Genomic DNA, 25,234 nt, shown 5'->3' on the forward strand with positions numbered 1-25,234 from the left:
AGGCCACCTGTGATGGGCATTACACCGACGCGCCCCTCCAGGCGGCGGCCCCGTGACCGCGCCACCAAGGAGTACGCATGAGCCAAGCAGCGTCCAACGAACCGGCCACCCCGTCCGCAGCGGCTGACGGCGGCGGAACCATGGACACCCTCTCCCACGAGCACCGCAGCTTCCCACCCTCGGCCCAGTTCGCCGCGCAGGCCGTGGCGGGCGCGGACCGCTACGAGGCGGCCGCCGCCGACCGGCTGGGCTACTGGGCCGAGCAGGCGAGGGAGGTGCTGCACTGGGAGCAGGACTTCGGCGAGGTCCTGGACTGGTCCGACGCCCCGTTCGCGAAGTGGTTCGTCGGCGGCACCACCAACGCCGCCTACAACGCCCTGGACCGCCACGTGGAGGCCGGACTGGGCGACCGCGTGGCCATCCACTTCGAGGGCGAACCCGGCGACTCGCGTTCCTGGACCTACGCAGAGCTCGCCGCCGAGGTCCGTCGGGCCGCCAACGCCTTCGAATCCCTCGGGGTCACCAAGGGCGACCGCGTGGCCGTCTACCTGCCGATGATCGTCGAGACCGTCATCACCATGCTGGCGTGCGCCCGGATCGGCGCGGTCCATTCCGTGGTCTTCGGCGGCTTCTCCGCCGATGCCCTGCGCTCGCGCATCGACGATGCCGAGGCCAAGCTCGTGGTCACCGCGGACGGCTCCTGGCGGCGCGGAAAGCCCTCCATGCTCAAGCCGGCAGTGGATGCCGCCCTGGCCGAGCCCGGCCATTCCGTGGCCCATGTCCTCGTGGTCCGGCGCAACGAGCAGGACGTGGAGTGGACGGCAGACCGGGACCTGTGGTGGCACGACGTGCTGGGCGAGCAGTCGGACGAGCACGAGCTGGTCTGGCACGACTCCGAGCACCCGCTGTACATCCTCTACACCTCCGGCACCACCGGCAAGCCGAAGGGCATCCTGCACACCACGGGCGGCTACCTGGTGCAGACCGCCGTCACCCACCGGGACACCTTCGATCTCCATCCCGAGACGGACGTGTACTGGTGCACAGCCGACGTCGGCTGGGTCACCGGGCACTCCTACGTCACCTACGCGCCCCTCGTCAACGGCGCCACCCAGGTGATCTACGAGGGCACCCCCGACTTCCCGCACACCGGCCGCTGGTGGGAGATCGTGGCCAAGTACGGCATCACCATCATGTACACCGCCCCCACCGCGATCCGCACCTGCATGAAGTGGGGCCGGCAGGTGCCGGACGCCTTCGACCTGTCCTCGATCCGCGTGCTCGGATCCGTCGGCGAGGCCATCAACCCCGAGGCCTGGATGTGGTATCGGGACGTCATCGGCGGCAACGCCGGTGCCGGGACGAAGAACGACGACGGCTCCGTCACCCCGGGTGCCCGCAAGGAGCACCCCGCCCCAATCGTGGACACCTGGTGGCAGACCGAGACCGGCGCCCACATGATCTCACCCCTGCCGGGTGTCACGGCCACCAAGCCCGGCTCAGCCCAGACTCCCGTCCCGGGGATCACCGTGGACGTGGTGGACGAGGCCGGCCGGTCCTTCGAGGGCGCCGGCGCCGGGTTCCTGGTCATCCGGGATCCGTGGCCTGCCATGCTGCGCGGCATCTGGGGCGACCCCGAGCGCTTCAAGGAGACCTACTGGTCCCGATTCGAGGGGATGTACTTCGCCGGGGACGGCGCCCGCAGGGACGAGGACGGGGACGTCTGGGTCACCGGGCGCGTGGATGACGTCATGAACATCTCCGGGCACCGCCTCTCCACCTCGGAGATCGAGTCCGCCCTGGTGTCCCACCCGATCGTGGCGGAGTCCGCCGTGGTCGGCGCCACCGATGCCACCACCGGCCAGGCCGTGGTGGCGTTCGTGATCCTCACCGAGGAATCCCAGGCGGACGGTGCGGTCGATCCGGTCCAGACCGAGGCCGACCTGCGGGCCCACGTGGCCTCAGAGATCGGGGCCATCGCTAAGCCCAAGCACATCCTGGTGGTGCCGGAGCTGCCCAAGACCCGCTCCGGCAAGATCATGCGCCGCCTGCTCAAGGACGTGGCCGAGGGCCGGGACCCGGGCGATGCCTCCACCCTGTCCGACCCGTCCATCATGCAGCAGATCGCCGAGTCGCTGCGGAAGTAGTCCTCCTCCCGGGCACCGACCCCAGGCACAAAGTGACGCCACCCCGTCCCAAAGGACGGGGTGGCGTCACTTTGTGCCTGGGCACGGTGTGTCAGGAGGGGTCGGTCGCGCCCTCCTCACCGGAGAGGTGGTCCGGGTTCTTCACCAGGTGGACCAGTGAGGCGGCCATGCCGCCCCAGACCACCACGATGGCGATGAGCATGAAGACAATGGCGATCGGGTCCATGTCAGGCTCCCTTCTCTGGGTTCTGGGGATGTGCGGGGGCCTCGGCACGGCGGCCGTGGCTCGCGGGAGCCGACTGGACGCCCTGAGCCGAGCCCACCGGCGGTTCGTCCCCGGGCACGGCTTCGGGGCCCAGGTTGTCGTTGAGTTCCCGGTGCAGACCGGACTTCTCGGACCACGGCAGCAGTGACAGCAGGATGGCCACGATGATCAGGGCGATGGACATGCCCCAGCCGAAGGTTCCGACGAACCACGAGGGCATGTCCCCGTAGCCGTCCTGCGCCTTGAGCACGATGTCCGAGATCCACATGTAGGCCAGCACGATCGGCAGGATCACGGCCACCAGCACCTTGTAGACGCGGCCCACGCGGAACGAGGACACCGCGTTGAGGTGGCTGACCATCCGGTCCAGCCGGCGCAGGAGCCAGGAGACCACCACGACGGCGACGAGGGCGGCGCCCACGATGCCGAAGTTGTTGGCGAAGGCGTCCGTGACGTCCAGCGTGTTGATGCCGGTGGTCGTGCTGAACAGCAGCAGCGAGACGACTCCGGACAGGCCGACCACCACGATCACCGTGGTCCAACGGCTCCAGCCGATCTTGTCCTTCACCGCGGAGACGACCACCTCGAGGATGGAGATCAAGGAGGTGAAGCCGGCGAACACCAGGGAGGCGAAGAACAGCACTCCGATCAGCACCCCGGCCGGCGCCTGGGAGATGATCGTCGGGAAGGCCACGAACGCCAGGCCGATGCCGTTGGCGACCACGTCCGCCACCTCCACGCCGTTGGCCTGGGCCATGAAGCCCAGGGCGGAGAAGACGCCGATGCCGCAGAGGATCTCGAAGCTGGAGTTGGTGAAGCCCACCATCAGGCCCGAACCGGTGAGGTTCGTGCGCCGCTTCAGGTAGGAGGAGTAGGTGATCATGATGCCGAAGCCCACCGACAGGGAGAAGAAGATCTGTCCGTAGGCCGCGATCCACACCTGCGGATCGGTCAGCACCGACCAGTTCGGGGTGAACAGGGCGTTCAGGCCCTCCGGGGCCCCCGGCAGGAACAGGGCCACGACCACGAGGGCGATGAACATGACGAACAGCACCGGGATGCCGATCATCGAGGCCATCGCGATGCCCTTGCGGACACCGGCGCCCAGGACCACCAACAGGATCAGCCAGACCACCAGCATCGGCCAGAACACGCCCGGGACGAACTGGAGGGACGGGGCGAAGGTGTCCGCCACCTGCAGGTAGTTCCCGAAGAAGAACGTCTCCGGGTCATCGCCCCAGGCCTCGTGGGTGGAGAACCAGGTGTACATGGCCGCGTAGGCGATGATGGCGGCGTAGTAGACGCCGATCACGAAGCAGATCCCCACCTGCCACCAGCCGATGGACTCGGTCCACTTGCTGAGGCGCCGGAAGGCCATCGGCGGAGAGCCCTTGAAGCGGTGGCCGATCGCGTAGTCGAAGAACAGCAGCGGGATGCCCGCGGTCAGCAGGGCGACCAGGTAGGGCACGATGAAGGCGCCGCCGCCGTTCTCATAGGCGACGTAGGGGAAGCGCCAGATGTTGCCCAGGCCCACGGCGGAGCCGACGGCGGCGAGGATGAAGGCCCAGCGGCCCGCGAATTGCTCGCGGCGGGTTGCGCCCCCTGGGGGTAAAGCGGTCTGCGTTGACACGGAGGTCCTCCCGGTCATCAACCATCCCGCTGGGCCCCTGCCGCCCTGAGGGTGGTACGGCGGCGGACCAGCGGTGCGGTGCGAAATGTGATGGCCACCACAGTAGACCAGGTGGGGGCCGGGATGCACGATTCCCACGCCGGTACCCACTAGTCAGCCGGAGGTTCCCGCGTCTCGGCCCGCCCAGGGCCCGTCAGTGGCCCTGGATGCACTGGCCGGTGGAGACCGTGTCCTCCATCTGCTCCGCCCCGGTCAGGGCCTGCTCGGCCTCCTCGCCGGTGATGGCATAGCCGACCTCCACGTCCCCGGTGGCCCGCGCGAAGACGATGCCGGCCACCTCGCCCTCCTCGGTCAGCAGCGGGCCGCCGGAGCTGCCCTGCTGCACATCCGCGTTCAGCTGGTAGATGTCCAGCAGCCCGGGCTCGGCGCCGTAGATGTTGTTGACGGTGACCTCGCCGCGGGCCTGCACCAGGGCGGGGTCCATCTGGAAGGGCCCGCCCGCGGGGTAGCCCATGATGTACCCGGACTCCTGGTCCTCGAGTTGCGCGCCCGTCTCCAGGTCCGGCAGGTCCGCGCCGTCCACGGCGATCACGGCCACATCCCGCGCCGCGTCGAAGTGGACCACGCGCCCCGCGTGGACGGCGCCGTCCGCGGACTCCACCGAGGGCTCCGTCAGTCCCGAGACCACGTGGGCGTTCGTGATCACCCGGTCCGGGGCCACGGCGAAGCCGGACCCGGTCTGGTTCTGACCGCACACCAGGGCGGTCCCGGAGATCCGCACCACCGAGGTCCGCGCCGCCTGCAGCGCCTCACCCGGGTCCGCCATGACCTCGGGGGCCGCAGGGGTGGCGGTGGTCACCGGGACCGGAAGCTCCGGCACCACGTCCGATCCGGCCACCGCGGATCGCACCCGTGCGACGAGGGCCTTGGCGGACTCCGGGGCCAGGTTGTTGATGGTGGTGATGACCCGGGACTCGGAGATCGCCGTGGTCACCGGGGCCAGCCCCATGGACGAGGCGGAGAACGCCACGAGGGAGATGAGGGCGGCCGCCACGGCCGTGTTGACGACGGCGCCGGCCAGCCGGTCCACGGTCCGCAGCGCGGGCAGCGCCATCCGCAGGCGGATGGCGCGACCGATCCCGGCCCCGATCGCCTGGCCCAGCAGGATCAGCACGAGGGCGGCGGCCACGATGGCCACCAGCCGCCAGGCCGGGTCGGGGACCCACTCGGAGACCAGCGGGATGGAGAAGAAGGCGGCGGCGGCACCGGCCATCAGTCCCAGGATGGTACCCAGCGTCACCCAGAAGCCGCGCCGGTAGCCGGCGAGCAGGAACACGAACAGGACCACCACCAGGACCCAGTCCAGCACGGTCAGTCCGATCAACAAGGAGCCTGCCTTCCTGCGTCCGCCCCCGTACACGCGTAAGTCACCACTTTACCGTTACCATTGCCGCAGATGGGGCAGAATGGATCACAGCACAGCCCCGCATGTCGAAAGATGTCCGGCATGCCAGTCGACAGTGAGGACGAAGGACACATGGATCTCGAGGTACTGCGCAAGGCCCCGCTGTTCACCAACCTGGATGACGAGGTCTTCTCTGCACTGACCTCCGAGCTGACTGAGGTGGAGCTCTCCCGCGGCGCCTCGGCCTTCCATGAGGGCGACCAGGGCGACCAGCTCTACGTCATCATGTCCGGCAAGATCAAGCTCGGCCGCACCGCCCCGGATGGCCGGGAGAACCTGCTGGCCATCCTCGGCCCGGGCGAGGTCTTCGGCGAGATGGCCCTGTTCAACCCGGCCCCGCGCACGGCCACGGCCACCGCCGTGTCCGCCGCCCGCCTGGCCGGCCTACGCCACGACAACCTGCGCAAGGTCATCCAGTCCACCCCCGAGGTCTCCATGCAGCTGCTGCGGGCCCTGGCCCAGCGGCTGTCCAAGACCAACGAGTCCCTCGCGGACCTGGTCTTCTCCGATGTCCCCGGCCGCGTGGCCAAGGCGCTGCTGGACCTGGCCGACCGCTTCGGCCGCCCGGCCAACGACGGCCTGCTGGTGGCCCACGATCTCACCCAGGAGGAGCTGGCCCAGCTGGTCGGCGCCTCCCGCGAGACCGTGAACAAGGCCCTGGCCGAGTTCGTGCAGCGCGGCTGGATCCGCCTGGAGAACCGCGCCGTGGTGGTGCTGGACCTGCAGCGCCTGCGCCAGCGCTCCCGCTGATCGCCTAGGGGCGGGCCCACCGCCCGCCCGGCAGGTCGACCGAGAGACTGAACCGGCCGCCGTCGGGCCCCTCCGGCCGGCCCTGGAGATCGGGCGTGAACTCCGGCACGCTGCCGCGGATGGTCAGGTCCATGAGGAACTCGACCGTGGTTCCGGCCGCGGCCATGCGCTCCAGCAGCAGTTCCACCGCGGGCACCGTCAGCTGGCCCAGGACCCGTCCCACGGTGTCCTCGCGCCCGATGGCGTCCCCCAGCGCGGTGGAGTCCCGCCCAGCCAGCACCTGCCGTACCGGCGTCCAGGCGGACCACCGCCCCTTGCCCTCCAGCAGCGAGGTGTCCTGCCCGTGCGGGACGGCCACGGCGAAGTACTGGGTGTCGAAGCGGCGGTGGGAGAAGTGCGGGCTGTGCCACCGGCCGATGGCCCGCAGCAGGTCCGTCCGCAGTCCGATGCCGCGCCGGTTGGCGAGCTCGGGCAGGGTGATGTCCTGGCGGTCGAGGGCCACGCGGGCCTCCATCCACTCGCCGCCCCCGGGATTGGTGACGACGGCGTGCTGGTCCGGGCCGGCCAGCAGGATCCCGGTCTCCTCGAAGAGTTCACGGACGGCCCCGGCCAGGTGCCGCCGGGCGACGCGGTGGTCCCCCGCGCCGAGCACGCGCGACCAGTGGGCCGGCGTGGGGCCGAACCACGTGCAGTCATCCTCGTCCGCGGCGTCGAGCGACCCCCCGGGGAACGCCACCGTCCCCAGCGGGGTGGGGCCCGCCCGGTAGCGCAGCAGGGTCTCCACGCCGTCCGGCCCGTCCCGGACCACGGCCACGGAGGAGGCCCGACGCGCGGCACGCGGCCGCCGCTCCCCATGTACCGACCAGCTGCGGGCGGCGGCGACCTCGGACTCGGGCAGCGCGAACTCGCGGGGCTGCAGGGGGCGCTCGGCGCGGTGGACCGGCCCGTGGCCCACCGCCAGGCCGGCCCGGGGGGCCGGCACGGAATCCGGGTCCGGCGCCGGAGACCGGCGCGGCGGCGAAGGGGACGGGCTCATGGGTGGCGCGGGGCCGGCGTCGTCAGCTGGAGCGGTGGGCTCAGCTGAACCGGACGGTGACCTCGACCTCGACCGGCGAGTCCAGCGGCAGCACGGCCACCCCGACGGCGGAGCGGGCGTGCGCACCGGCCTCGCCGAAGACCTGGCCCAGCAGCTCGGAGGCCCCGTTGACGACCTGGGGCTGGCCGGTGAAGGACGGGTCCGAGGAGACGAAGCCGACGACCTTGACGACCTGTTCGATCCGGTCGAGGTCCCCGATGACCGACTTCACGGCGGCCAGGGCGTTGACGGCACAGATCCCCGCCAGCGCGGCGGCCTCCGCCGGGTCGACCTCGGCGCCGACCTTGCCCGTGGCGGGCAGCTGCCCGCCCTGGAAGGGCAGCTGCCCGGAGGTGTGGACGTGGTTGCCGTCCACGACGGCGGGGACGTAGGCGGCCACGGGGGCGGCGACCGGGGGCAGGGACAGCCCCAGCTCGGCCAGCCGGGCCTCGACGGCGCTCACTGCTTCGGACGCTTCAGGTAGGCCACGGATCCGCCCACGGGGCCGGTCACGATGCTCACCAGCTCCCAGCCTTCGGCGCCGTGCATGTCCAGGACCTGCTTGGGCGTGTGCAGGGGCAGCGGGGTGATCAGGTATTCCCAGGTTGTCATGGGCCCAGCCTAACCGGATCGGGCCCGGCCACAGAGGTCCCCTGCGGCGGGGCCCGCGGCCGGTAGAATACTCCCCATGGCCAATCGCAAGTCCCCCTTCTTCGACACTGCCACCACGCTGGGCAAAATCGTCGCGTTCCTCGGCATCAGCGCGCTGTGCGGTGTCCTCGCGGCGGGACTGCTGCTGCCGATGGCCGCCGTGGGCGGGGCCACCGCCACGGCCGGCGGGGACATGCTGGACCAGCTGCCGGCCGAGCTGAAGGAGGAGCCCCTCTCCGTCCCCTCCCGCGTGCTGGACAAGGACGGTGCCGTCCTGGCCACCTTCTACGCCGAGAACCGCGTGCCGGTGTCCCTGGACGAGATCTCCCAGAACATGCAGGACGCCATCATCTCGATCGAGGACGAACGGTTCTACGAGCACAGCGGCGTGGACGCCCGCGGACTGACCCGCGCGCTCGTGAACAACGCCACCTCGGACTCCACCCAGGGCGCCTCCACCATCACCCAGCAGTACGTGAACAACGTGCTGATCAACGCGCAGTACCTGAACAACGAGCGCACCACGATCTCCGGCACCAAGTCCGTGGCGGACAAGCTACGGGAGATGAAGCTCGCCGTGGCCGTGGAGAAGGAGATGACCAAGGACGAGATCCTCGAGGGCTACCTCAACATCGTCCTGTTCTCCGGCCGCGTCTACGGCGTGGAGGCCGCCTCCCGATACTTCTTCGACAAGTCCGCCGCCGAGCTGAACGTGCCGGAGTCCGCCCTGCTCGCCGGCATGGTGCAGTCCCCGAACGGCTACAACCCGGTCAACAACCCCGAAGGCGCCACCGCGCGCCGCAACGTGGTGCTGGGAGCCATGCTGGGCAACGACGTCATCACCCAGGCCGAGTACGACGAGGCGGTCCAGGCGCCCCTGCCGCAGGAGACCAACCCGCTGCCCTCGGGGTGCATGGCCGCCGAGACGGCCAACTACTTCTGCGACTACGTCCGGCGCGTGGTGGAGGGCTCCGAGGCCTTCGGCCCGGACGTCGAGTCCCGCCAGCGGCTGCTGGACCGGGGTGGGCTGGAGATCACCACCACCCTCGATTCCGACCTGCAGAACCAGGCCGAGCAGACCGCCAAGGCCAACGCCCCGTACACCACGTTCGAGAACTCCTCCGGCCTGGAGGGCGAGCTGGGCGCCTCCCTCGTCACCGTGGAGCCGGGCACGGGCAACGTCCGCGCCATGGCGCAGAACACGAACTACGATCCGGGCGACACCGAGGGCGGCACCACGATCAACTTCAACGTGGACCAGCCGATGGGCGGCGGCCAGGGGTTCCAGATGGGCTCCACCGTCAAGCCCTTCGTGTTCCTGTCCTTCATCGAGTCGGGCTACTCCATGACGGACACCCTGGACGCGAGCATCAACAACTACCCGACCTACTCGAACTTCCGGGGTTCATGCGCCGAGGGCGGATACTTCCCGGTGAGGGACGAAGACGGTTGGGATGTTCGCAACGCCATCGCGGACATGCACAAGCCGATGCGGGCCGACTACGGCCTCTACTGGTCCATCAACACCGCCACCGTGGCCGCCGCCTATGCCCAGGACCTGTGCGCCATCACCGACGTCACCGACCGGGTCGGCATCCACAATGCGGGGACTGGCGAGCCCATCAATCCGGCACAGCAGGCCTTCCTGCTGGGCTCGGAGTACGTCTCCCCGCTGACCATGGCCGCGGCGTACGCCACCCTGGCCGACGACGGCAACTACTGCGAGCCCCGCGTCATCACCGAGGTCACGGACAGCCGCGGCAACTCCTACCAGGTACCCCCGGTGAACTGCGAGAAGGTCGCGGACACCCAGCAGGTGGCGGAGCTGAACAACACGCTCAAGGCCATCGCCTCCGAGCGCATCGCCGAGGACATCTCCTTCCCGATCGCGGGCAAGACGGGTACGAACAACGCCTCGTCGTCCACCTGGTTCATCGGCTCCACCACGGGCCTGACCACCGCCTCCTGGGTCGGCAACTACCGGAACCTGGTCTCCCTGGAGGGGCACCGGATCGGCGGCGTGCTCTACGAGGACGTGTGGGGTTCGATCATCGCCGGACCCATGTGGGCCGACTATATGTCCCAGGCCGCCCCGCAGTACGACACCGCGGACTTCACCGCCTACGACGGGCCGGCCTCCGACCCGCGGACCATGGGGTCGCGCGAGGGTGGGGAGAGGGTCACGGTCGAGGGCCGGCCCGGACCCCAGCCGTTCCATGACCCGAGCGTCGCCGTCTCCACCGAGGACTGAGGCCGATCTCCATGGCACACGCACAGGCGCGCAGCACGCGGCGGACGATCGGCCGGCGTCGTTCCCGATGGGTTCCCGCCGTCACGACGGCGGCGGCCGCCACTGGCGCCCTGACCGCACTCGGCGCCGGGCTGGTGGCCTGGGGCGGGCTCGTGGAGGCCCGGAACTTCGCGGTGCGGACCGAGCGGCTGCCGATCCTGCCGGCCGGCGGGCGGCCGTTCCGGATCCTGCACCTCTCGGACATCCACCTGGTGCCCTCCCAGCGGGACAAGCTCGCGTGGCTGTCCTCCCTCGCCGCGGTGGAGCCGGACCTGGTGGTCAACACGGGGGACAACATCGCCTCCGCCGCCTCCGTCCCGCTGCTGCTGGACGCCCTGGGCCCGCTGCTGGACGTGCCCGGGGTCTTCGTACCCGGTTCCAACGACTACTACGCACCCAAGCCGGCCAATCCCCTGCGCTACCTCGCCGGCCCCTCCCCCCAGGATCCGGACCGCACCGAGCTGCCGTGGCAGGAGCTGTTCGGCGCCTTCGAGTCGCGCGGCTGGCTCAACCTCTCCAACCGACAGGACACCCGCGTGCTGCACGGTGTCCGCCTGGACTTCGCCGGCACGGACGACCCGCACCTCGAGCGCGACGAGTGGCCCGGCTTCCCCGGGGAGAGCGCGCTGCCGGCCCGTTCCCTGCGGATCGGGGTGACGCACGCGCCCTACCGCCGCGTGCTGGACGCCATGACCGTCGACGGCGCGGACGTGCTCTTCGCCGGTCACACCCACGGCGGCCAGATCTGCGTGCCGTTCTACGGGGCACTCGTGACCAATTGCGACCTGCCCACGTGGCAGGCCTCCGGGCTGACCTCGTGGAGCGCGGGCGCGCGCACGGTGCCGCTGGAGGTCTCCGCCGGGATCGGCACCTCTCCCAAGGCACCGGTCCGCTTCGCCTGCCGGCCCGAGGCGGTCGTGCTGGACGTCGTCGCCCCGGCCTGACAGCCGCCTGACGACGGCCTGACCCCGCCCCGGCCCCGACCGGCTCTCCCGGCTTTCAAAGGGATCTTTCAGAACCTCGGCCGCGGTCGTAGGATGGTGGATCGGCCGCCCGCATCCGCGCGGGCCGCCGGAGTCCGCCAGGAGGGGTTGCCGTGTCCACGCCCGAGCGGGAACGTAGCCTCGTCGAGGCCATCCGCCGTCTCTCCCCCTACCTGGAGGGCGTGCGCTGGCGCTGGGTCGCCGGGCTGGTCTCGGCCATGCTCGCCGGGCTGGTGGCGCTGGCCATCCCCCAGGTGATCCAGCGGCTCGTGAACTCGGTGCTGCACCCGGGCGGCTCCGTCGCCGACATCTGGACCGCCGTCTGGGTCATGATCGGGCTCGGGCTGGCCGAGGGACTGCTGATCTTCGGCCGGCGCTTCTTCATCCTGCCGCCCGCCGCCGGGGTGGAGAACCGCGCGCGGACCGCTCTGTTCACGCGGCTCCAGCGGCTCCCGGTCTCCTTCCACGACGCGTGGCCCTCCGGCCAGCTGCTCTCCCGCTCGGTGGGCGACCTGTCCCTGCTGCGCCGGTGGATCGCCTTCGGCACGGTGATGTTCGTGGTCTCGATCGTCACGATCACGGTGGGGCTGGTGCTGCTGTTCAACACCTCCTGGGTGCTCGGGTTGATCTACCTCGCCGGCGCCGTGCCGATCATGTGGCGGTCCTTCGCCTTCCGCAACGACTTCCGCGCCGCGTCCCGCCTGTCCCAGGACCAGGCCGGGGACCTGGCCACCACGGTGGAGGAGTCGGTGCACGGGATCCGCGTGCTCAAGGCCTTCGGCCGCGGCGGCGAGGCCCTGGAGGGGTTCCGGGGCCAGGCGGACACGCTGCGCGGCACCGAGGTCCGCAAGGCCACGGTGCTCTCCCAGTTCATCGCCCTGATCGTCGCCCTGCCGGAGACCGTCATCGGGCTCTCCCTGGCCGCCGGGATCTACCTCGTGGCCACCGGGGACCTCACCGTGGGCGCGCTGGCCGCCTTCTTCGCCACCACCGCCGTGCTCGCCGGCCCCGTGGAGTCCGTGGGCCAGCTGATGGGCATGTCCCTGTCCGCCAAGACCGCCATCGACCGCCATCTGGACGTCATGGACACCGCCGTGGACATCGCCGGGCCCGACGGCGGCCGGCACCCGGGTGCTCCGGCGGCGGTCGGGGGCGGGCTGGCGTTCGAGTCGGTGGCGTTCCGCTTCCCGGACGCCGCCGCGGACGCCGAGCCCATCCTGCGGGACGTGAGCCTGCGCCTGGAGCCCGGGGAGACCATGGCCCTGGTGGGACTCACCGGGACCGGCAAGTCCACCCTGGTCCAGCTGGTCCCGCGCCTCTACGACGCCACCGCGGGGCGGGTGCTGGTGGACGGGGTGGACGTGCGGGACTACGAGCTGCTCGAGCTGCGCCGCAAGGTCTCGATCGCCTTCGAGGACGCCACCCTGTTCTCCGACTCGATCCGCAACAACGTGCTGCTGGGCGCCCCGGCCGAGGTCCTCGCGGACCCGGAGGCGGCGCGGGAGCTGCTGGAGACGGCCCTGGACACCGCCCAGGCCCAGTTCGCCCACGCGATGCCCGAGGGCGTGGACACCCAGATCGGCGAGGAGGGACTGAGCCTGTCCGGCGGGCAGCGCCAGCGCATCGCCCTGGCCCGCTCCATCGCCGCCCAGCCCGAGATCCTCGTGCTGGACGACCCGCTCTCCGCCCTGGACGTGCGCACCGAGGAGCTCGTCACCCAGCGCCTGCGCCGGGTGCTCACCGGGACCACCACGCTGATCGTGGCGCACCGGCCCTCCACCGTCGCCCTGGCGGACCGGGTGGCGGTGCTGGCTCAGGGCCGGATCCTCGACGTCGGCACGCACGCCGAGCTGCTGGGCCGCTCCCCCGCGTACCGGTTCATCATCTCCAGCTTCGAGGAGGACCAGTCCATCGAGTCGGTCATGGACTCCGGGGTGATCACCGGGATGCTGCCGGTCCAGTCCATGGACCAGGAGGAGACACCATGAGCCGCCGCCAGGACCGTCAGCCGCCCACCCTGCTCGGCACCCGGGGCGAGGAGCGGCTGGACCTCACCCCGGCCGAACGCAGCTACGTCCGGGCCCGCTCGTGGACGCTGCTGAAGGACCTCGCCCGGCCGGTGAAGTGGAAGCTCATCCTCACGGCGGCGCTCGTGGTGATCTCCAATGCCGCCCGGGCGTCGTTCCCCCTGATCATCGCGTGGGGCATCGACTGGGGGCTGCCTCGGCTGGTCTCCGCGCTGGACGCCGGGGAATCCGCGGTGCCCGTGGTGGCCGGCGTCGGGGGCGCCTATGTGGCCGCCGCGCTGACCGCGGGGCTGCTGCTGGGGGTCTACACGTGGCTGACCGCCCGGGTGAGCCAGGCGATGCTGCTGGACCTGCGCGTGTGGGTGTTCCGGCACACGCAGCGGCTCAGCCTCGAGTTCCATGAGAGGTACACCTCGGGGCGGGTCATCTCGCGGCAGACCTCGGACCTGGACTCGCTGCGCGAGCTGCTGGACCAGGGCGTCTCCTCGCTCGTGTCCGGGCTGATGTTCATGCTGTTCACCGGCATCTCGATCGTCATCCTGGACTGGCGCTCGGCCCTGATCCTGCTGGTGGCGTTCGTGCCCGTGGCCATCGCCGTGCGCTGGTACCAGGTCCGCTCGGAGGCGGTCTACCGCGAGTCCCGGGTGTCCTCGGCGCGGATGATCGTGCACTTCGTGGAGACCATGACCGGCATCCGCGCCGTGCAGGCCTTCCGCAAGGAGCGCAGCAACGACTCCACGTACCGCCAGCTGGCCTCCAAGTACCGCGATGACATGGTCAGGTCCCTGAACCTGTTCGGCATCCTGCAGCCGACCCTGGTGATCACGGGGAACCTGACCGTGGTGGCGATGCTGCTGTTCGGCGGCCTGCGGGTGCTGGACGGAACCCTGGCGGTCGGCGTGCTCGTGGCGCTGCTGCTGGCCGGCAAGCGCGTGTTCCAGCCGATGGAGCAGGTGGCCATGTTCTACTCCGCCTTCCAGTCCGCCACCGCCGCCCTGGAGAAGGTCTCCGGCCTGCTGGAGGAGGCCCCCACCGTGCGGGAGGCCGAGCATCCCGTGCCGCTGCCGGACACAGCGGGACAGTCGAACGGCAGGATCGAGTTCACGGACGCGGAGTTCGGCTACGGGGGCGGGGAGCTCATCCTGCCGCGCTTCGACCTGACCATCCCCGCCGGGCAGACGGTGGCCGTGGTGGGCCAGACCGGCGCGGGCAAGTCCACCCTCGTGAAGCTCATCGCCCGGTTCTACGACCTGTCCTCCGGATCGCTCACACTGGACGGGGTGCCGCTGGACCGTCTCTCGGCCGCCGACCTGCGACGCAACGTCGTCATGGTGACCCAGGAGGCGTTCCTGTTCTCCGGCTCGGTCGCGGAGAACATCGCGCTGGGGCGGCCGGACGCCTCGGATGCCGAGATCCAGGCCGCGGCGCAGGCCGTGGGCGCGCACGAGTTCATCCTGTCCCTGCCCGAGGGCTATGACACGGACGTCACCAAGCGCGGCGGGCGCCTCTCGGCCGGGCAGCGTCAGCTCGTCTCCTTCGCCCGGGCCTTCCTCGCCGACCCCGCCGTGCTGATCCTGGACGAGGCCACCTCCTCGCTGGACCTGCCGAGCGAGCGGCAGGTCCAGCAGGGGCTGACCCGGCTGCTCGGGGACCGCACGGCGCTGATCATCGCACACCGGCTCTCCACCGTGGAGATCGCCGACCGCGTGCTCGTGGTGCACGACGGCCGCGTGGTGGAGGACGGCTCCCCCGCCGAGCTCATCGCCGCCGGCGGACGCTTCGCCGAGCTGCACGCGGCGTGGAAGGACTCCCTGGTCGGCTGACGCCGCGGGGGCAGACGTGAGGGCAGAACCCGCGGGGTACCCTCGGTGCATGGCCCGGATCGAGTTCACCGAACTGCTGTCCCTGGAACACGCTGGCTGGGACGCCCTCTGCGAGGGCCGGGGCGGGAGATTCTACGGCGATCTCCTGACGGAGCACGCTGTCATGGTGCTCGTCAACGGCATGGTCCTGGACCGGGACCGTTCACCGCCCTGATGTCCAGCCACTACCGGTGACTCGATGGCCGGATCAGGATGACGCTCTACCAGCAGACGGCCATCACCCACGAGGCCCTTTGCTCCCGAGGCCCTCTCAGCGGCGCAGGTCAGGCGGTGAAGGCGCGGCCTGTCAGCCGCTCGTAGGCCTCCACGTACCGGGCGCGGGTCTTGGCCACGACGTCGGCCGGCAGCTCAGGGGGCGCCTCACCGGAGGCGCGGTCCCAGCCGGACTCCGGGCCCGTCAGCCAGTCACGGACGAACTGCTTGTCGAAGGACGGCTGCGAGCGCCCCGGCGCATAGTCGTCGGCATCCCAGAACCGCGAGGAGTCCGGGGTGAGCACCTCGTCCCCGAGCACGATCTGCCCGGAGGCGTTCAGCCCGAACTCCACCTTGGTGTCCGCCAGGATGATCCCGCGCTCCCGGGCGATCGCCTCGGCCCGCGTGTAGACGTCCAGGGTCAGCTGGCGCAGCCGGTCCGCGGGGGTGTCCCCGATCAGCCGGGCCATCTGCCCGAAGGTGATGTTCTCGTCGTGCTCCCCCACATCCGCCTTCGCGGAGGGGGTGAAGATCGCCGGCTCCAGCTTCGAGCCGTCCACGAGCCCGGCCGGCAGGTCGATCCCGGTGACGGTGCCGGACTCCCGGTACTCGGCCAGCCCGGAGCCGGTCAGGTAGCCGCGGGCGATGCACTCGACCTCGTACATGTCCAGGCGCTGCACCACCATGGACCGTCCCGCCACGGCCTCCGGCACGTCCAGGGACACCACGTGGTGGGGCACCTGGAGCTGTTCGAACCACCAGAGGGAGAGCTGGGTCAGGACCTTGCCCTTGTCCGGGATCTCGGTGTCCAGCACGAAGTCGTAGGCGCTGATCCGGTCCGAGGCCACGACCAGGATCGTCTCGGACGTCTCCGGGGCGGACCCGGCCGGCTCGTACAGGTCCCGAACCTTGCCCGAGTAGACGTGCCGCCACTCGGGCAGCTCCAGCACCTCGGTCTCCAACCCGGCCATCAGCGCGCCTCCCCGGGAATCGTGATCTCGCCGCGCTCCGCCGCGAGCCCGATGTCCGCGCGGTGCTGGGCACCGGACAACGCGATCCGGTCCACGCCCGCATAGGCGCGGGCCCGGGCGGTGGACAGGTCCTCCCCCAGCCCGACGACGGCCAGGACCCGTCCGCCGGCGGCGACCAGTCCGCCGTCGGGCCCGGTGCCGGTACCCGCATGCAGCACGGACACGCCCTCCAGCGCCTCGGCGGCCTCCACGCCGGTGAGCGAGCCGCCCTTGACGGGCGCCTCCGGGTAGCCGGCGGCGGCGACCACCACGTCCACGGCGTACTGATCGGACCACTGCAGCTCCGGCGTCCGGGCGAGGCACCCGGTGGCGGCGTCCATGAGGAAGCGGCCGAGAGGACTGCGCAGCCGGGCCAGGACGGCCTGGGTCTCCGGGTCACCGAAGCGCACGTTGAACTCGATGACCTTCACCCCGCGGGAGGTCAGGGCCAGCCCGCAGTACAGCACTCCGGCGAAGGGGGTGCCGCGGTCCGCCATGGTGGCGATCACGGGGCGGGCCACGCGCTGCATGACCTCCTCCGTGAAGCCCGCCGGCAGCCAGTCGAGGGGGGTGTAGGCGCCCATGCCACCGGTGTTCGGACCGGAGTCGCCCTCGCCGAGGCGCTTGAAGTCCTGGGCGGGGACGAGCGGGACGGCGTTGGTGCCGTCGGAGACCACGAACAGGGAGACCTCGGGCCCGTCCAGGAACTCCTCGATGACCACGGTGCCGCCCACGGCGAAGCAGGCCTGCGCGTGGGCGAGGGCTGTGGGGCGGTCGTCGGTGACCACCACGCCCTTGCCGGCGGCCAGTCCGTCGTCCTTGACCACGTAGGGGGCGCCGTACTCGTCCAGCGCGGCCTCGGCCTCCGCCGCCGTGGCGCACGTCCGGGCCGCGGCGGTGGGGACACCTGCCTGGGCCATGACGTCCTTGGCGAAGGACTTGGAGGCCTCCAGCTCGGCGGCGGCCTTGGAGGGGCCGAAGACGGTGAACCCGGCCTGGTGCAGGGCGTCCGAGACACCTGCCGCCAGCGGGGCCTCCGGGCCGATCACCACCAGGTCGGCGTCCAGTTCCCCGGCCAGCACGGTGACCCCGGTGGCGTCGGTGGCGTCCACCGCGTGCACCGGGACGTCGAGGGCGATGCCCGCGTTGCCCGGGGCCGCGTGGATCTCCCGGACGTCGGGGTCCCGCTGCAGGGCGCGGATGATGGCGTGTTCGCGGCCGCCGGAGCCGAGGACGAGGATCTTCACGGTGCCCAAGCCTAGACCGTCCGCGCCCGCGTCCGTCAGTACGATGGGGCGCATGACGTCCAGCACCCCCGGGCCCGACGACGGCCAGCAGCACTACGGCCACCCCTACGGCCGCGCCCCGCGGAGCGGCGGCGGGACCCTGAGTGCGGTCTACCGGTTCGTCCTGGTGTGGCTGACCATGGCGCTGATCCTGTGGTTCGGGACCCGGATGCTCGGCTTCGAGCGCGGCGACGTGGGCGTGGCGGTGGTCTCGCTGCTGGTCTCCCTGGCCGCGGCCGTGGGACTCACCGCGTGGTTGCGCCGGCGCGGCCGCTGACCTCTCAGCCCGGGCTCATCCCGCCCTCATCTTCCGCTCATGCTGGTCCCGCACGATGAGCAGCATGAACCGCCCCACCACCACTCCACAGTCCGTCCAGCCGGAGTGGGCCGCCCGGCCCGGGATCTTCGCCGCGCAGGATGCCGCCGAGCTCGTCTCCCTGAGCCGCAACGGCCAGGTGGAGTCCCGCCACAGCGGGGCCGCCGTGGTGACCGGCCCGTCCGGCGAGGTGCTGGCCACCGTGGGCCCGCCCGAGGCCACGGTGTTCGGCCGCTCGGCCCTCAAACCCCTGCAGGCCATCGCCTCGCTGCGGCTCGGCGCCGAGCTGGAGTCCCGCCACCTGGCCGTCGCCTCGGGCTCCCACCGCGGGACCTCCCGTCACCGCCGGCTCGTCCGGGAGATCCTGGCCGGCGCCGGACTGGACAAGTCAGCGCTGCAGTGCCCGCGGGCCTGGCCCAAGGACCGGGGGGAGCTGCTGAAGATGGCGGAGCGGACGCGCCGGGAGGACGGGCCCCGGCGCAACCGGCTGGCCTTCAATTGTTCCGGCAAGCACGCCGCCTGGCTCGCGGCCTGCGTGGCCTCCGGACTGGACCCGGAGACCTACCTCGAGCCGGACCACCCGCTCCAGCGCGAGGTGCTGAGCGTGATCCAGGACTACAGCAGCACCGAGGTGACGCACGTGGGCGTGGACGGCTGCGGCGCCCCCGCACCGCGGCTCGCCCTGGCGGGACTGGCGCGCGGCATCGGCCGGGTGGCCTCGGCCCCCGAGCGGGCCGCCCGGGGCCTGGGCATCGACGACCACGCCGTCCAGGTGGCCACCTCCATGCTGCGCCACCCGTGGGCGGTGCAGGGCCGGAACAGTTCCAACACCCTGATCCTGCGGGAGCTGGGGCTGCTGGCCAAGTCCGGGGCGGACGGCGTGCTGGTGGTAGCGGCCCCGGACGGCACCGCCGTGGCCGTGAAGACCCTGGACGGTGCATCCCGGGCCAACAACATGGTGGCCCTGAACCTGATGGCCCACTTCGCCCCGGAGCAGGTGGACCTCCGGGCGCTCCATGCCGTCCTGGATGCGGTCACCCCCACCGTCCTCGGCGGGGGCCGGCCCGTGGGCCGGGCCGAGCTCGCGGACCCCGTCCTGGAGGTCCTCGCCACCTAGAGTGGTGCCCATGCCCTCATCGCCATCCCCCCAGCCCTCCGCCACCTTCACCGTCGGTGAGGCCGAGGAGCTGGTCCACGTGGTCCGCAACGGCTTCATCGAGTCCCGCACCATCGGCTCCGCCGTGGTCACGGCTCCGGACGGCTCCGTCCTGGCCGCCCTCGGCAACCCATCGGCCCCGATCTACCCACGCTCCACGCTGAAGCCGCTGCAGGCCATCGCCTCGCTGCGGCACGGGGCCCGGCTGGTGGACGAGCAGATCGCCCTGGCCTGCGGCTCGCACCGGGGCACCGCGCGGCATCGTCAGACCGCCGCCACGATCCTGTCCTACGCCGGCCTGGACGAGTCCTTCCTGCAGTGCCCGCCCGCGTGGCCTGCGGACCCGGCCGGGGTGATCGAGATGGCCCAGGACGCCGGCCCCGGCGGCCCGGCGCAGACCCCGCTGGCCTACAACTGCTCCGGCAAGCATGCCGGGTTCCTCTCCGCCGCCAGGCACGGCGGCCATGACGTGGGCAGCTACCTGGACCCCGGGCACCCCGTGCAGCGCGAGGTGGCCGCCGTCCTCGAGGAGTACTGCGGCGAGCCGGTGGCCCACTGGGGCGTGGACGGCTGCGGCGCCCCCGCCCCCGTGCTGTCCCTGACCGGCCTGGCCCGCGGCCTCGGGAAGGTGGCCGCCGCCCCGCACCGCCGCCACGCCGAGCTCCACGCCGCCTCCGTGGCCACGGCCATGCTGGAGTACCCCTGGGCCGTGCACGGGGAGAGCAACACCAACACGGTGGTCATCCGCGAGCTCGGCGTGATCGCCAAGCTCGGCGCCGACGGCGTGATGGTCATGGCCGCCGCTGACGGCACCTCGGTGGCCGTCAAGGCGCTCGACGGCGGCACGCGCGCCGGCAACCTCGTGGCCCTGGTGCTGCTGGCCCAGTTCGCCCCGGAGCAGCTGGACCTGGACGCGCTGCCGGGAGTCCTGGACACCGTGGCGCCGAAGATCCTCGGCCGCGGCACGCCCGTGGGCCGGGTCCAGCTGGCCCGCCCCGTCGTGGCCCTGCTGGACTGAACACCGAGCAGGAGGACACCGTGTCCGTCAAACGCCGCATAGCCCCCGACGATGGCCGGGCGGCCCTCGAGGTCTGGTCCCGGGCCCGTTCGGCCGGCTCTGAACAGGCCGGCGCCCTGCCGCGCAGCACCCGGGCCACGGCCGTGCGCTACACCCTCGAGGAGCTGGCCACCCGGGCTCCCGGCAACTCCGTGGAGGTCCGGGTCCCGCCCTTCGGCGTCTGCCAGTGCGTGGAGGGACCCCGCCACACGCGCGGCACGCCCCCGAACGTCATCGAGATGGACCCGGCGACCTGGCTGGACCTGGCCACGGGGCTCGTGGGGTGGGAGGCCGCCGTCGGGTCCGGGAAGGTCCTGGCCTCCGGCTCCCGCGCCGACCTGCGCGACTGGCTGCCGCTGTAGTCCGAAGCGGCTGCGATTCGGCGATGACCGTCGGGATACGGTGGGAACGACGCATCCTGAGGGGGAACCACCGTGAAGACCGCGAGACACCTGGCCCTGCCCGCCGCCGTCGCCCTGCACACCCTGGGTCCCGTCCTGGTCTCGCTCGCGACCTGGGCGGTGGTCGCCAGCAACGCCTCACCCGGGGCGATGGATGGCGGGCTCTGGGTTCTGAGCTATACCCTCGCCGTCGTCGTCGGGCTCCTGGGGATCCTTGGTCTGGCCCTGGCCCTCCGGGACCGGCGGGCGGGCCCCGGCGGCCGGGCGGCCCAGACCCTTTCATCCGTGACCCTGGCCGCCGCCCTGATCCTGTGGGCCGCCCGGACGTTCATACCCCTCGGCCCGGTCGACCGCGCGATCGGCATCGAGGGCTTCAGCGCCCTGCTGCAGACCCTGTCCACGGCCGGACTGCTGCTGGCCGCCGCCGCCATGGCGGCCGGTACCGTGGCTGCGGCCACCGCCCCGCGCCGCCCCGGTGCCGTGACGCGCCTCCTGGCGGCCATCGCCCCGCCGGCCGCGCTGCTGGCCTGGGGGGCGATCCCGCTGCTGGCCCCCACTCCCGCGGGGCTCACCATCGCCTCCACCCTGGGTGCGGTGCTGGGCCTCGTCGGCCTGGGGGCCGCCGTCGTGCTCCTGCGCCGTTCCCCGGGCACGCAGCGGGCGGACCACGACGGTGCCGGCAGAGAAGCCGACGGAGCACTCGGGCCCGACGACGGCCTGGCCGGCCAGGCCGGCCAGGCCGCCGGCGCCACGGCCGCGATGGAGGGCACCGGCCGGCGGTTCCTGCGCCACCTGGCCACCCCGTTGGGTCTGGCCTGCCTCGCGCTCATCCTGCCGCTGCTGGACGTCGTCCAGACCGGCCAGGGTGCCTGGCTACCGCTGGTCTTCGCCGTGGTCCTAGCCGTCGCGGCCGTGGCCGGGGCCGTGCTGGACTTCCGCGCGCTCGGCGGGACGGGGGTGCCGCGGGCCGGGCCGCTGGTCGGCGAACTGGGTGTTCCGGCCTCGATCCTCGTGATCCCGGTGGCCCTGCTCTTCGGCGGGCTGGCCGGAGGCGGCTGGGCGATGCTCGGCGCTCTGGTCATCGGCTTGCTCGTGGCCGCCCTCGTGGCGCTCATCGGCCTGGTCGGGGTGCTGATCTCCGCGTTCTCCGGGCGCTATGCCTCCCGAGCAGCGCGGTACTCCGTCATCGCCACCGCCCTGGTGTTCGTGGCGGCCATGACGTTCATCCCGTTCCAGTCCGCCGGAGCGTCCCTGGTCAGTGTCATCGCCACCGCCACCCTGCTGCTCGTGGCTCTGGGGTCCGGGCTGGCCGCCGTGCTCTCGCCGCAGCCCACCCTGCTGCTGCCCGGGGCGAGGAGAGGCCTCCACGCCCCGTACCATGGAAGGCATGACTTTTCCCCCCGACGGCTCCCCCGGTGACCCCCGGGACGGTGCCGCTGCCGAACCGTCTCCGCAGGCTCCCGCCTCGCTGGACCACCGCACGCTCGTGGTCCGGCGGGCCCCGAAGGTGCAGGTCTTCCTGGTGGGCGGCGCCGTGCTGGGCATGGTCGCCGCACTGATCGCGACCTCGGTGGGCGGGGAGAACGAGGACTTCACGTTCGGAGCGCTCTTCGGATACTTCCTGGTGCTCTTCGGGATCGTCGGGGTCGCCCTCGGCGCGCTCGTCTGGCTCGTGCTGGACCGCCGTTCCCGGAAGCACACCTACACCGTGACCGCCGAGGCGGTCGAGGACTACGAGGACGCCGACTACGCGGTGCAGGATCATGACCTGCAGCAGTGGACGGACAAGTGGGAGAATGGGAATCGTGACCACAACGCGCGGTGATGGACGCCTCAACCACGACCTCGACCCCCACGAGAAGGGCCCCCAGGACGAATGCGGGGTGTTCGGCGTCTGGGCCCCGGGTGAGGAGGTCTCCAAACTCGCCTTCTACGGCCTGTTCGCCCTGCAGCACCGCGGGCAGGAGTCCGCGGGCATCGCCACCTCGGACGGCAAGCGGATCTCCGTCTACAAGGACCTCGGCCTCGTGTCCCAGGTCTTCGACGAGGCGACCCTGAACACCCTGACCGGGCACATCGCCGTCGGCCACTGCCGGTACTCCACCACCGGCGGGAACAACTGGGAGAACGCCCAGCCGACCCTCGGCGCCACCGCCGGCGGCACCGTGGCCTTGGGGCACAACGGCAACCTGGTGAACTCCGCCGAGCTGTACCGGATGGTGCAGTCCCGCTACGGCCGGCAGACTCGCGGCGAGATGGCCCAGGGCAACACCACGGACACCGCCCTCGTCACCGCCCTGTTGCAGGGCGAGGAGGGCTCCACCCTGGAGCAGACGGCCACCGAGCTGCTGCCCCTGATCCGTGGCGCCTTCTCCTTCGTCTTCATGAACGAGCACACCCTGTACGCCGCGCGGGACCCCCAGGGCGTGCGCCCGCTGGTACTCGGCCGCCTCGAACGCGGCTGGGTGGTGGCCTCCGAGCAGTCCGCCCTGGCCACCGTCGGGGCCTCCTTCATCCGCGAGGTCGCCCCCGGCGAACTCATCGCGATCGACGAGGAGGGCATCCGCTCGACCCGCTTCGCCGAGGCCAAGCCGGCGCACTGCGTGTTCGAGTACGTCTACCTCGCGCGGCCGGACGCCGCCATCAGCGGCCGCTCCGTGTACGAGTCGCGCGGCGCCATGGGGCGCGCGCTGGCCCGGGAGAACCCGGTCGCGGCCGACGTCGTGATCCCCGTCCCGGAGTCCGGCACCCCGGCCGCCGTGGGCTACGCCGAGGAGTCCGGCATCCCGTTCGGGCAGGGCTTCGTCAAGAACTCCTACGTGGGGCGCACCTTCATCCAGCCCTCGCAGACGCTGCGCCAGCTCGGCATCCGGCTCAAGCTCAACGTCCAGCCCGCCGTGGTGGCCGGCAAGCGCGTGGTGGTGGTGGACGACTCGATCGTCCGCGGCAACACCCAGCGCGCGGTGGTCCGCATGCTCAAGGAGGCCGGCGCCGCGGAGGTGCACGTGCGGATCTCCTCCCCGCCCATCAAGTGGCCGTGCTTCTACGGGATCGACTTCGCCTCCCGCGCCGAGCTCATCGCCAACGGCGCCGGGGTGGCGGAGATCGCCGCCTCCATCGGCGCCGACTCCCTGGAGTACATCTCCGCCGAGGGCATGATCGAGGCCACCCGCCAGCCCCGGTCCACCCTGTGCACCGCCTGCTTCACCGGCGACTACCCGATCCCGCTGCCCAGCGAGGACGAACGCGGCAAGGACCTGCTGGAGAAGCCGGTCGCCGCCCCCGCCCTGACACCGGACTCCACCCTGGACCCGGAGGAGCGCCCCGGCGCCGTCGGCGGGGACCCGGGCCCCGGATCCTCCCTTGAAGACCTGCTGACCGCGACCGACAGGACCCCGCTGTGACTGCACCCGAGCACCCGAACGACCCGGCCGGCGTCGTGCCCTCCTCAGCGGCCGGCACCACCTATGCGTCCGCCGGCGTGGACGTGGAGGCCGGGGACCTGGCCGTGGAGCTGATGAAGGACGCCGTCAAGGCGACCCACCACGACTCGGTGGTCGGCGGCTTCGGCGGCTTCGCCGGACTCTACGACGTCTCGACGCTGCTGAAGTACTCCAAGCCGCTGCTGGCGACCTCCACGGACGGCGTGGGCACCAAGGTGGCCATCGCGCAGGCGCTGGACAAGCACGACACGATCGGCTTCGACCTGGTCGGCATGGTGGTGGACGACATCGTGGTGGTCGGCGCCGAGCCGCTGTTCATGACCGACTACATCGCCTGCGGCAAGGTGGTCCCCGAGCGCATCGCGGACATCGTGCGGGGCATCGCGGCCGGCTGCGCGGCCGCCGGCACCGCCCTGGTGGGCGGGGAGACCGCCGAGCACCCGGGGCTGCTGGGCGTGGACGAGTACGACGTGGCCGGGGCCGCCACCGGCGTGGTGGAGGCCTCCGCCCTGCTGGGCCCGGAGCGGGTCCGCGAGGGGGACGTGGTCATCGCCATGGCCTCCTCCGGCATCCACTCCAACGGCTACTCCCTGGTCCGCCGCGTGATCAACGACGCCGGCTGGTCCCTGGACCGTGAGGTCACCGACCTGGGGCGCACCCTGGGCGAGGAGCTGCTGGAGCCGACGCGCATCTACACGGCGGACTGCCTCGACGTGATGCGTCATCTCAACGGCGACCCGGTCGCCGGGACCACCGGCGCCGTGGCCACGCCCTCCGGCGAGCCCGCCCTGCGCGGCTTCTCCCACGTGACCGGCGGCGGACTGGCCGCCAACCTGGCCCGCGTGCTGCCGCAGGGGCTCATGGCCACCGTGGACCGCGGGACCTGGTCCCTGCCCGCCGTGTTCGAGCTGGTCGGCCAGCTCGGCCGGGTGCCCCTTCAGGACCTGGAGCGCACCCTGAACCTCGGCGTGGGCATGGTGGCCGTGGTGGACCCGGCCGCGGCCGACGCGGCGCTGGCCCGCCTGAACGCCCGCGGCCTGCCCTCCTGGGTGGCCGGCACCGTGGGCCGCGTGACGGACTCTGCGCGGCAGGCCGGGGCCGACTTCATGCAGGGCGCCAAGGGCGTGGACGGCGGCGCGGTGCTGCTGACCGGCGCCTACGCCACGGCCTGACCCCGGGCAACTGGCGGTCGAATCCGGACCGTTTA

General features: G+C 71.8%; 23 protein-coding genes. 15 read left to right on the forward strand and 8 right to left on the reverse strand.

The window, feature by feature from the left end:
* Positions 1-77: 77 nt before the first annotated feature.
* Positions 78-2,147, forward strand: coding sequence for an acetate--CoA ligase (gene acs, locus RE421_RS00140; RefSeq protein WP_396134536.1), 2,070 nt, complete (start codon positions 78-80; stop codon positions 2,145-2,147).
* A 91-nt stretch (positions 2,148-2,238) separates the two neighbouring features.
* Here acs and RE421_RS00145 read toward each other — a convergent pair whose 3' ends face one another.
* The 3 genes from RE421_RS00145 to RE421_RS00155 all read right to left on the reverse strand — a co-directional run bounded on the left by RE421_RS00145 (position 2,239) and on the right by RE421_RS00155 (position 5,429).
* Positions 2,239-2,373, reverse strand: a complete 135-nt coding sequence (locus RE421_RS00145; protein WP_309812434.1) for a methionine/alanine import family NSS transporter small subunit — start codon at positions 2,371-2,373, stop codon at positions 2,239-2,241.
* A gap of 1 nt (position 2,374) precedes the next feature.
* Entirely contained in the window at positions 2,375-4,042 is a 1,668-nt protein-coding gene (locus RE421_RS00150) for a sodium-dependent transporter (RefSeq protein WP_309812436.1), read from the reverse strand.
* A gap of 193 nt (positions 4,043-4,235) precedes the next feature.
* On the reverse strand, positions 4,236-5,429 hold the full coding sequence (locus RE421_RS00155) for a MarP family serine protease (protein WP_309812438.1): 1,194 nt from the start codon (positions 5,427-5,429) through the stop codon (positions 4,236-4,238).
* A gap of 150 nt (positions 5,430-5,579) precedes the next feature.
* On the opposite strand from RE421_RS00155, the gene RE421_RS00160 reads away from it, so the two are divergent.
* On the forward strand, positions 5,580-6,257 hold the full coding sequence (locus RE421_RS00160; RefSeq protein ID WP_115933361.1) for a Crp/Fnr family transcriptional regulator: 678 nt from the start codon (positions 5,580-5,582) through the stop codon (positions 6,255-6,257).
* A 4-nt stretch (positions 6,258-6,261) separates the two neighbouring features.
* On the opposite strand, the gene RE421_RS00165 is transcribed toward RE421_RS00160, so the two are convergent.
* From RE421_RS00165 to RE421_RS00175, 3 genes are all read right to left on the reverse strand, one after another.
* Positions 6,262-7,239: an NUDIX hydrolase gene (locus tag RE421_RS00165; protein WP_309812447.1), complete on the reverse strand. Its 978-nt coding sequence runs from the start codon at positions 7,237-7,239 to the stop codon at positions 6,262-6,264.
* 94 nt (positions 7,240-7,333) lie between these two features.
* Positions 7,334-7,795: a RidA family protein gene (locus RE421_RS00170; RefSeq protein WP_309812448.1), complete on the reverse strand. Its 462-nt coding sequence runs from the start codon at positions 7,793-7,795 to the stop codon at positions 7,334-7,336.
* Entirely contained in the window at positions 7,792-7,944 is a 153-nt protein-coding gene (locus RE421_RS00175) for a hypothetical protein (RefSeq protein WP_309812451.1), read from the reverse strand. Before RE421_RS00175 ends, RE421_RS00170 begins: the two co-directional genes overlap by 4 nt.
* A 76-nt stretch (positions 7,945-8,020) precedes the next feature.
* Between RE421_RS00175 and RE421_RS00180 the strand changes: the two genes are divergently transcribed.
* The 5 genes from RE421_RS00180 (at position 8,021) to RE421_RS00200 (ending at position 15,320) form a co-directional block, all read left to right on the forward strand.
* On the forward strand, positions 8,021-10,234 hold the full coding sequence (locus tag RE421_RS00180) for a transglycosylase domain-containing protein (RefSeq protein ID WP_309812453.1): 2,214 nt from the start codon (positions 8,021-8,023) through the stop codon (positions 10,232-10,234).
* Between the two features lie 11 nt (positions 10,235-10,245).
* On the forward strand, positions 10,246-11,217 hold the full coding sequence (locus tag RE421_RS00185; RefSeq protein ID WP_309812455.1) for a metallophosphoesterase: 972 nt from the start codon (positions 10,246-10,248) through the stop codon (positions 11,215-11,217).
* A 152-nt stretch (positions 11,218-11,369) separates the two neighbouring features.
* Positions 11,370-13,244, forward strand: a complete 1,875-nt coding sequence (locus tag RE421_RS00190) for an ABC transporter ATP-binding protein (protein WP_309812457.1) — start codon at positions 11,370-11,372, stop codon at positions 13,242-13,244.
* Entirely contained in the window at positions 13,241-15,106 is a 1,866-nt protein-coding gene (locus RE421_RS00195) for an ABC transporter ATP-binding protein (RefSeq protein WP_309812460.1), read from the forward strand. The genes RE421_RS00190 and RE421_RS00195 overlap by 4 nt, the downstream gene beginning before the upstream one ends.
* Positions 15,107-15,155: 49 nt before the next feature.
* Complete coding sequence (locus tag RE421_RS00200) at positions 15,156-15,320, forward strand: hypothetical protein (RefSeq protein WP_309812462.1); 165 nt, start codon at positions 15,156-15,158, stop codon at positions 15,318-15,320.
* A 109-nt stretch (positions 15,321-15,429) separates the two neighbouring features.
* On the opposite strand, the gene RE421_RS00205 is transcribed toward RE421_RS00200, so the two are convergent.
* Positions 15,430-16,329, reverse strand: coding sequence for a phosphoribosylaminoimidazolesuccinocarboxamide synthase (locus RE421_RS00205; RefSeq protein WP_309812467.1), 900 nt, complete (start codon positions 16,327-16,329; stop codon positions 15,430-15,432).
* Positions 16,329-17,615, reverse strand: a complete 1,287-nt coding sequence (gene purD / locus RE421_RS00210; protein ID WP_309817496.1) for a phosphoribosylamine--glycine ligase — start codon at positions 17,613-17,615, stop codon at positions 16,329-16,331. Before purD ends, RE421_RS00205 begins: the two co-directional genes overlap by 1 nt.
* A gap of 52 nt (positions 17,616-17,667) precedes the next feature.
* Between purD and RE421_RS00215 the strand changes: the two genes are divergently transcribed.
* The 8 genes from RE421_RS00215 (at position 17,668) to purM (ending at position 25,199) form a co-directional block, all read left to right on the forward strand.
* Positions 17,668-17,931 carry a hypothetical protein gene (locus RE421_RS00215; RefSeq protein ID WP_309812470.1) on the forward strand — a complete coding sequence of 88 codons (264 nt, stop codon included), beginning with the start codon at positions 17,668-17,670 and terminating at the stop codon, positions 17,929-17,931.
* Between the two features lie 64 nt (positions 17,932-17,995).
* Positions 17,996-19,087 (forward strand): asparaginase, encoded by a 1,092-nt coding sequence (locus tag RE421_RS00220; protein ID WP_309812472.1) that lies wholly within the window; start codon positions 17,996-17,998, stop codon positions 19,085-19,087.
* Between the two features lie 10 nt (positions 19,088-19,097).
* Positions 19,098-20,144: an asparaginase gene (locus RE421_RS00225; protein ID WP_309812475.1), complete on the forward strand. Its 1,047-nt coding sequence runs from the start codon at positions 19,098-19,100 to the stop codon at positions 20,142-20,144.
* Positions 20,145-20,164: 20 nt separating this feature from the next.
* Positions 20,165-20,545 (forward strand): sterol carrier family protein, encoded by a 381-nt coding sequence (locus RE421_RS00230; RefSeq protein ID WP_309812477.1) that lies wholly within the window; start codon positions 20,165-20,167, stop codon positions 20,543-20,545.
* A gap of 72 nt (positions 20,546-20,617) precedes the next feature.
* Positions 20,618-22,003: a hypothetical protein gene (locus tag RE421_RS00235; protein ID WP_309812480.1), complete on the forward strand. Its 1,386-nt coding sequence runs from the start codon at positions 20,618-20,620 to the stop codon at positions 22,001-22,003.
* Entirely contained in the window at positions 21,972-22,409 is a 438-nt protein-coding gene (locus tag RE421_RS00240; protein WP_309812483.1) for a hypothetical protein, read from the forward strand. Before RE421_RS00235 ends, RE421_RS00240 begins: the two co-directional genes overlap by 32 nt.
* Positions 22,390-23,988, forward strand: coding sequence for an amidophosphoribosyltransferase (gene purF / locus RE421_RS00245; RefSeq protein WP_309812485.1), 1,599 nt, complete (start codon positions 22,390-22,392; stop codon positions 23,986-23,988). Before RE421_RS00240 ends, purF begins: the two co-directional genes overlap by 20 nt.
* A complete protein-coding gene (gene purM / locus RE421_RS00250) occupies positions 23,985-25,199 on the forward strand; it encodes a phosphoribosylformylglycinamidine cyclo-ligase (protein ID WP_396134537.1) in 1,215 nt (404 codons plus the stop codon). Before purF ends, purM begins: the two co-directional genes overlap by 4 nt.
* Positions 25,200-25,234 lie beyond the last annotated feature (35 nt).

Origin of the sequence: Citricoccus sp. I39-566, from assembly GCF_031432995.1 — a bacterium.
Taxonomy (GTDB): domain Bacteria; phylum Actinomycetota; class Actinomycetes; order Actinomycetales; family Micrococcaceae; genus Citricoccus; species Citricoccus nitrophenolicus_A.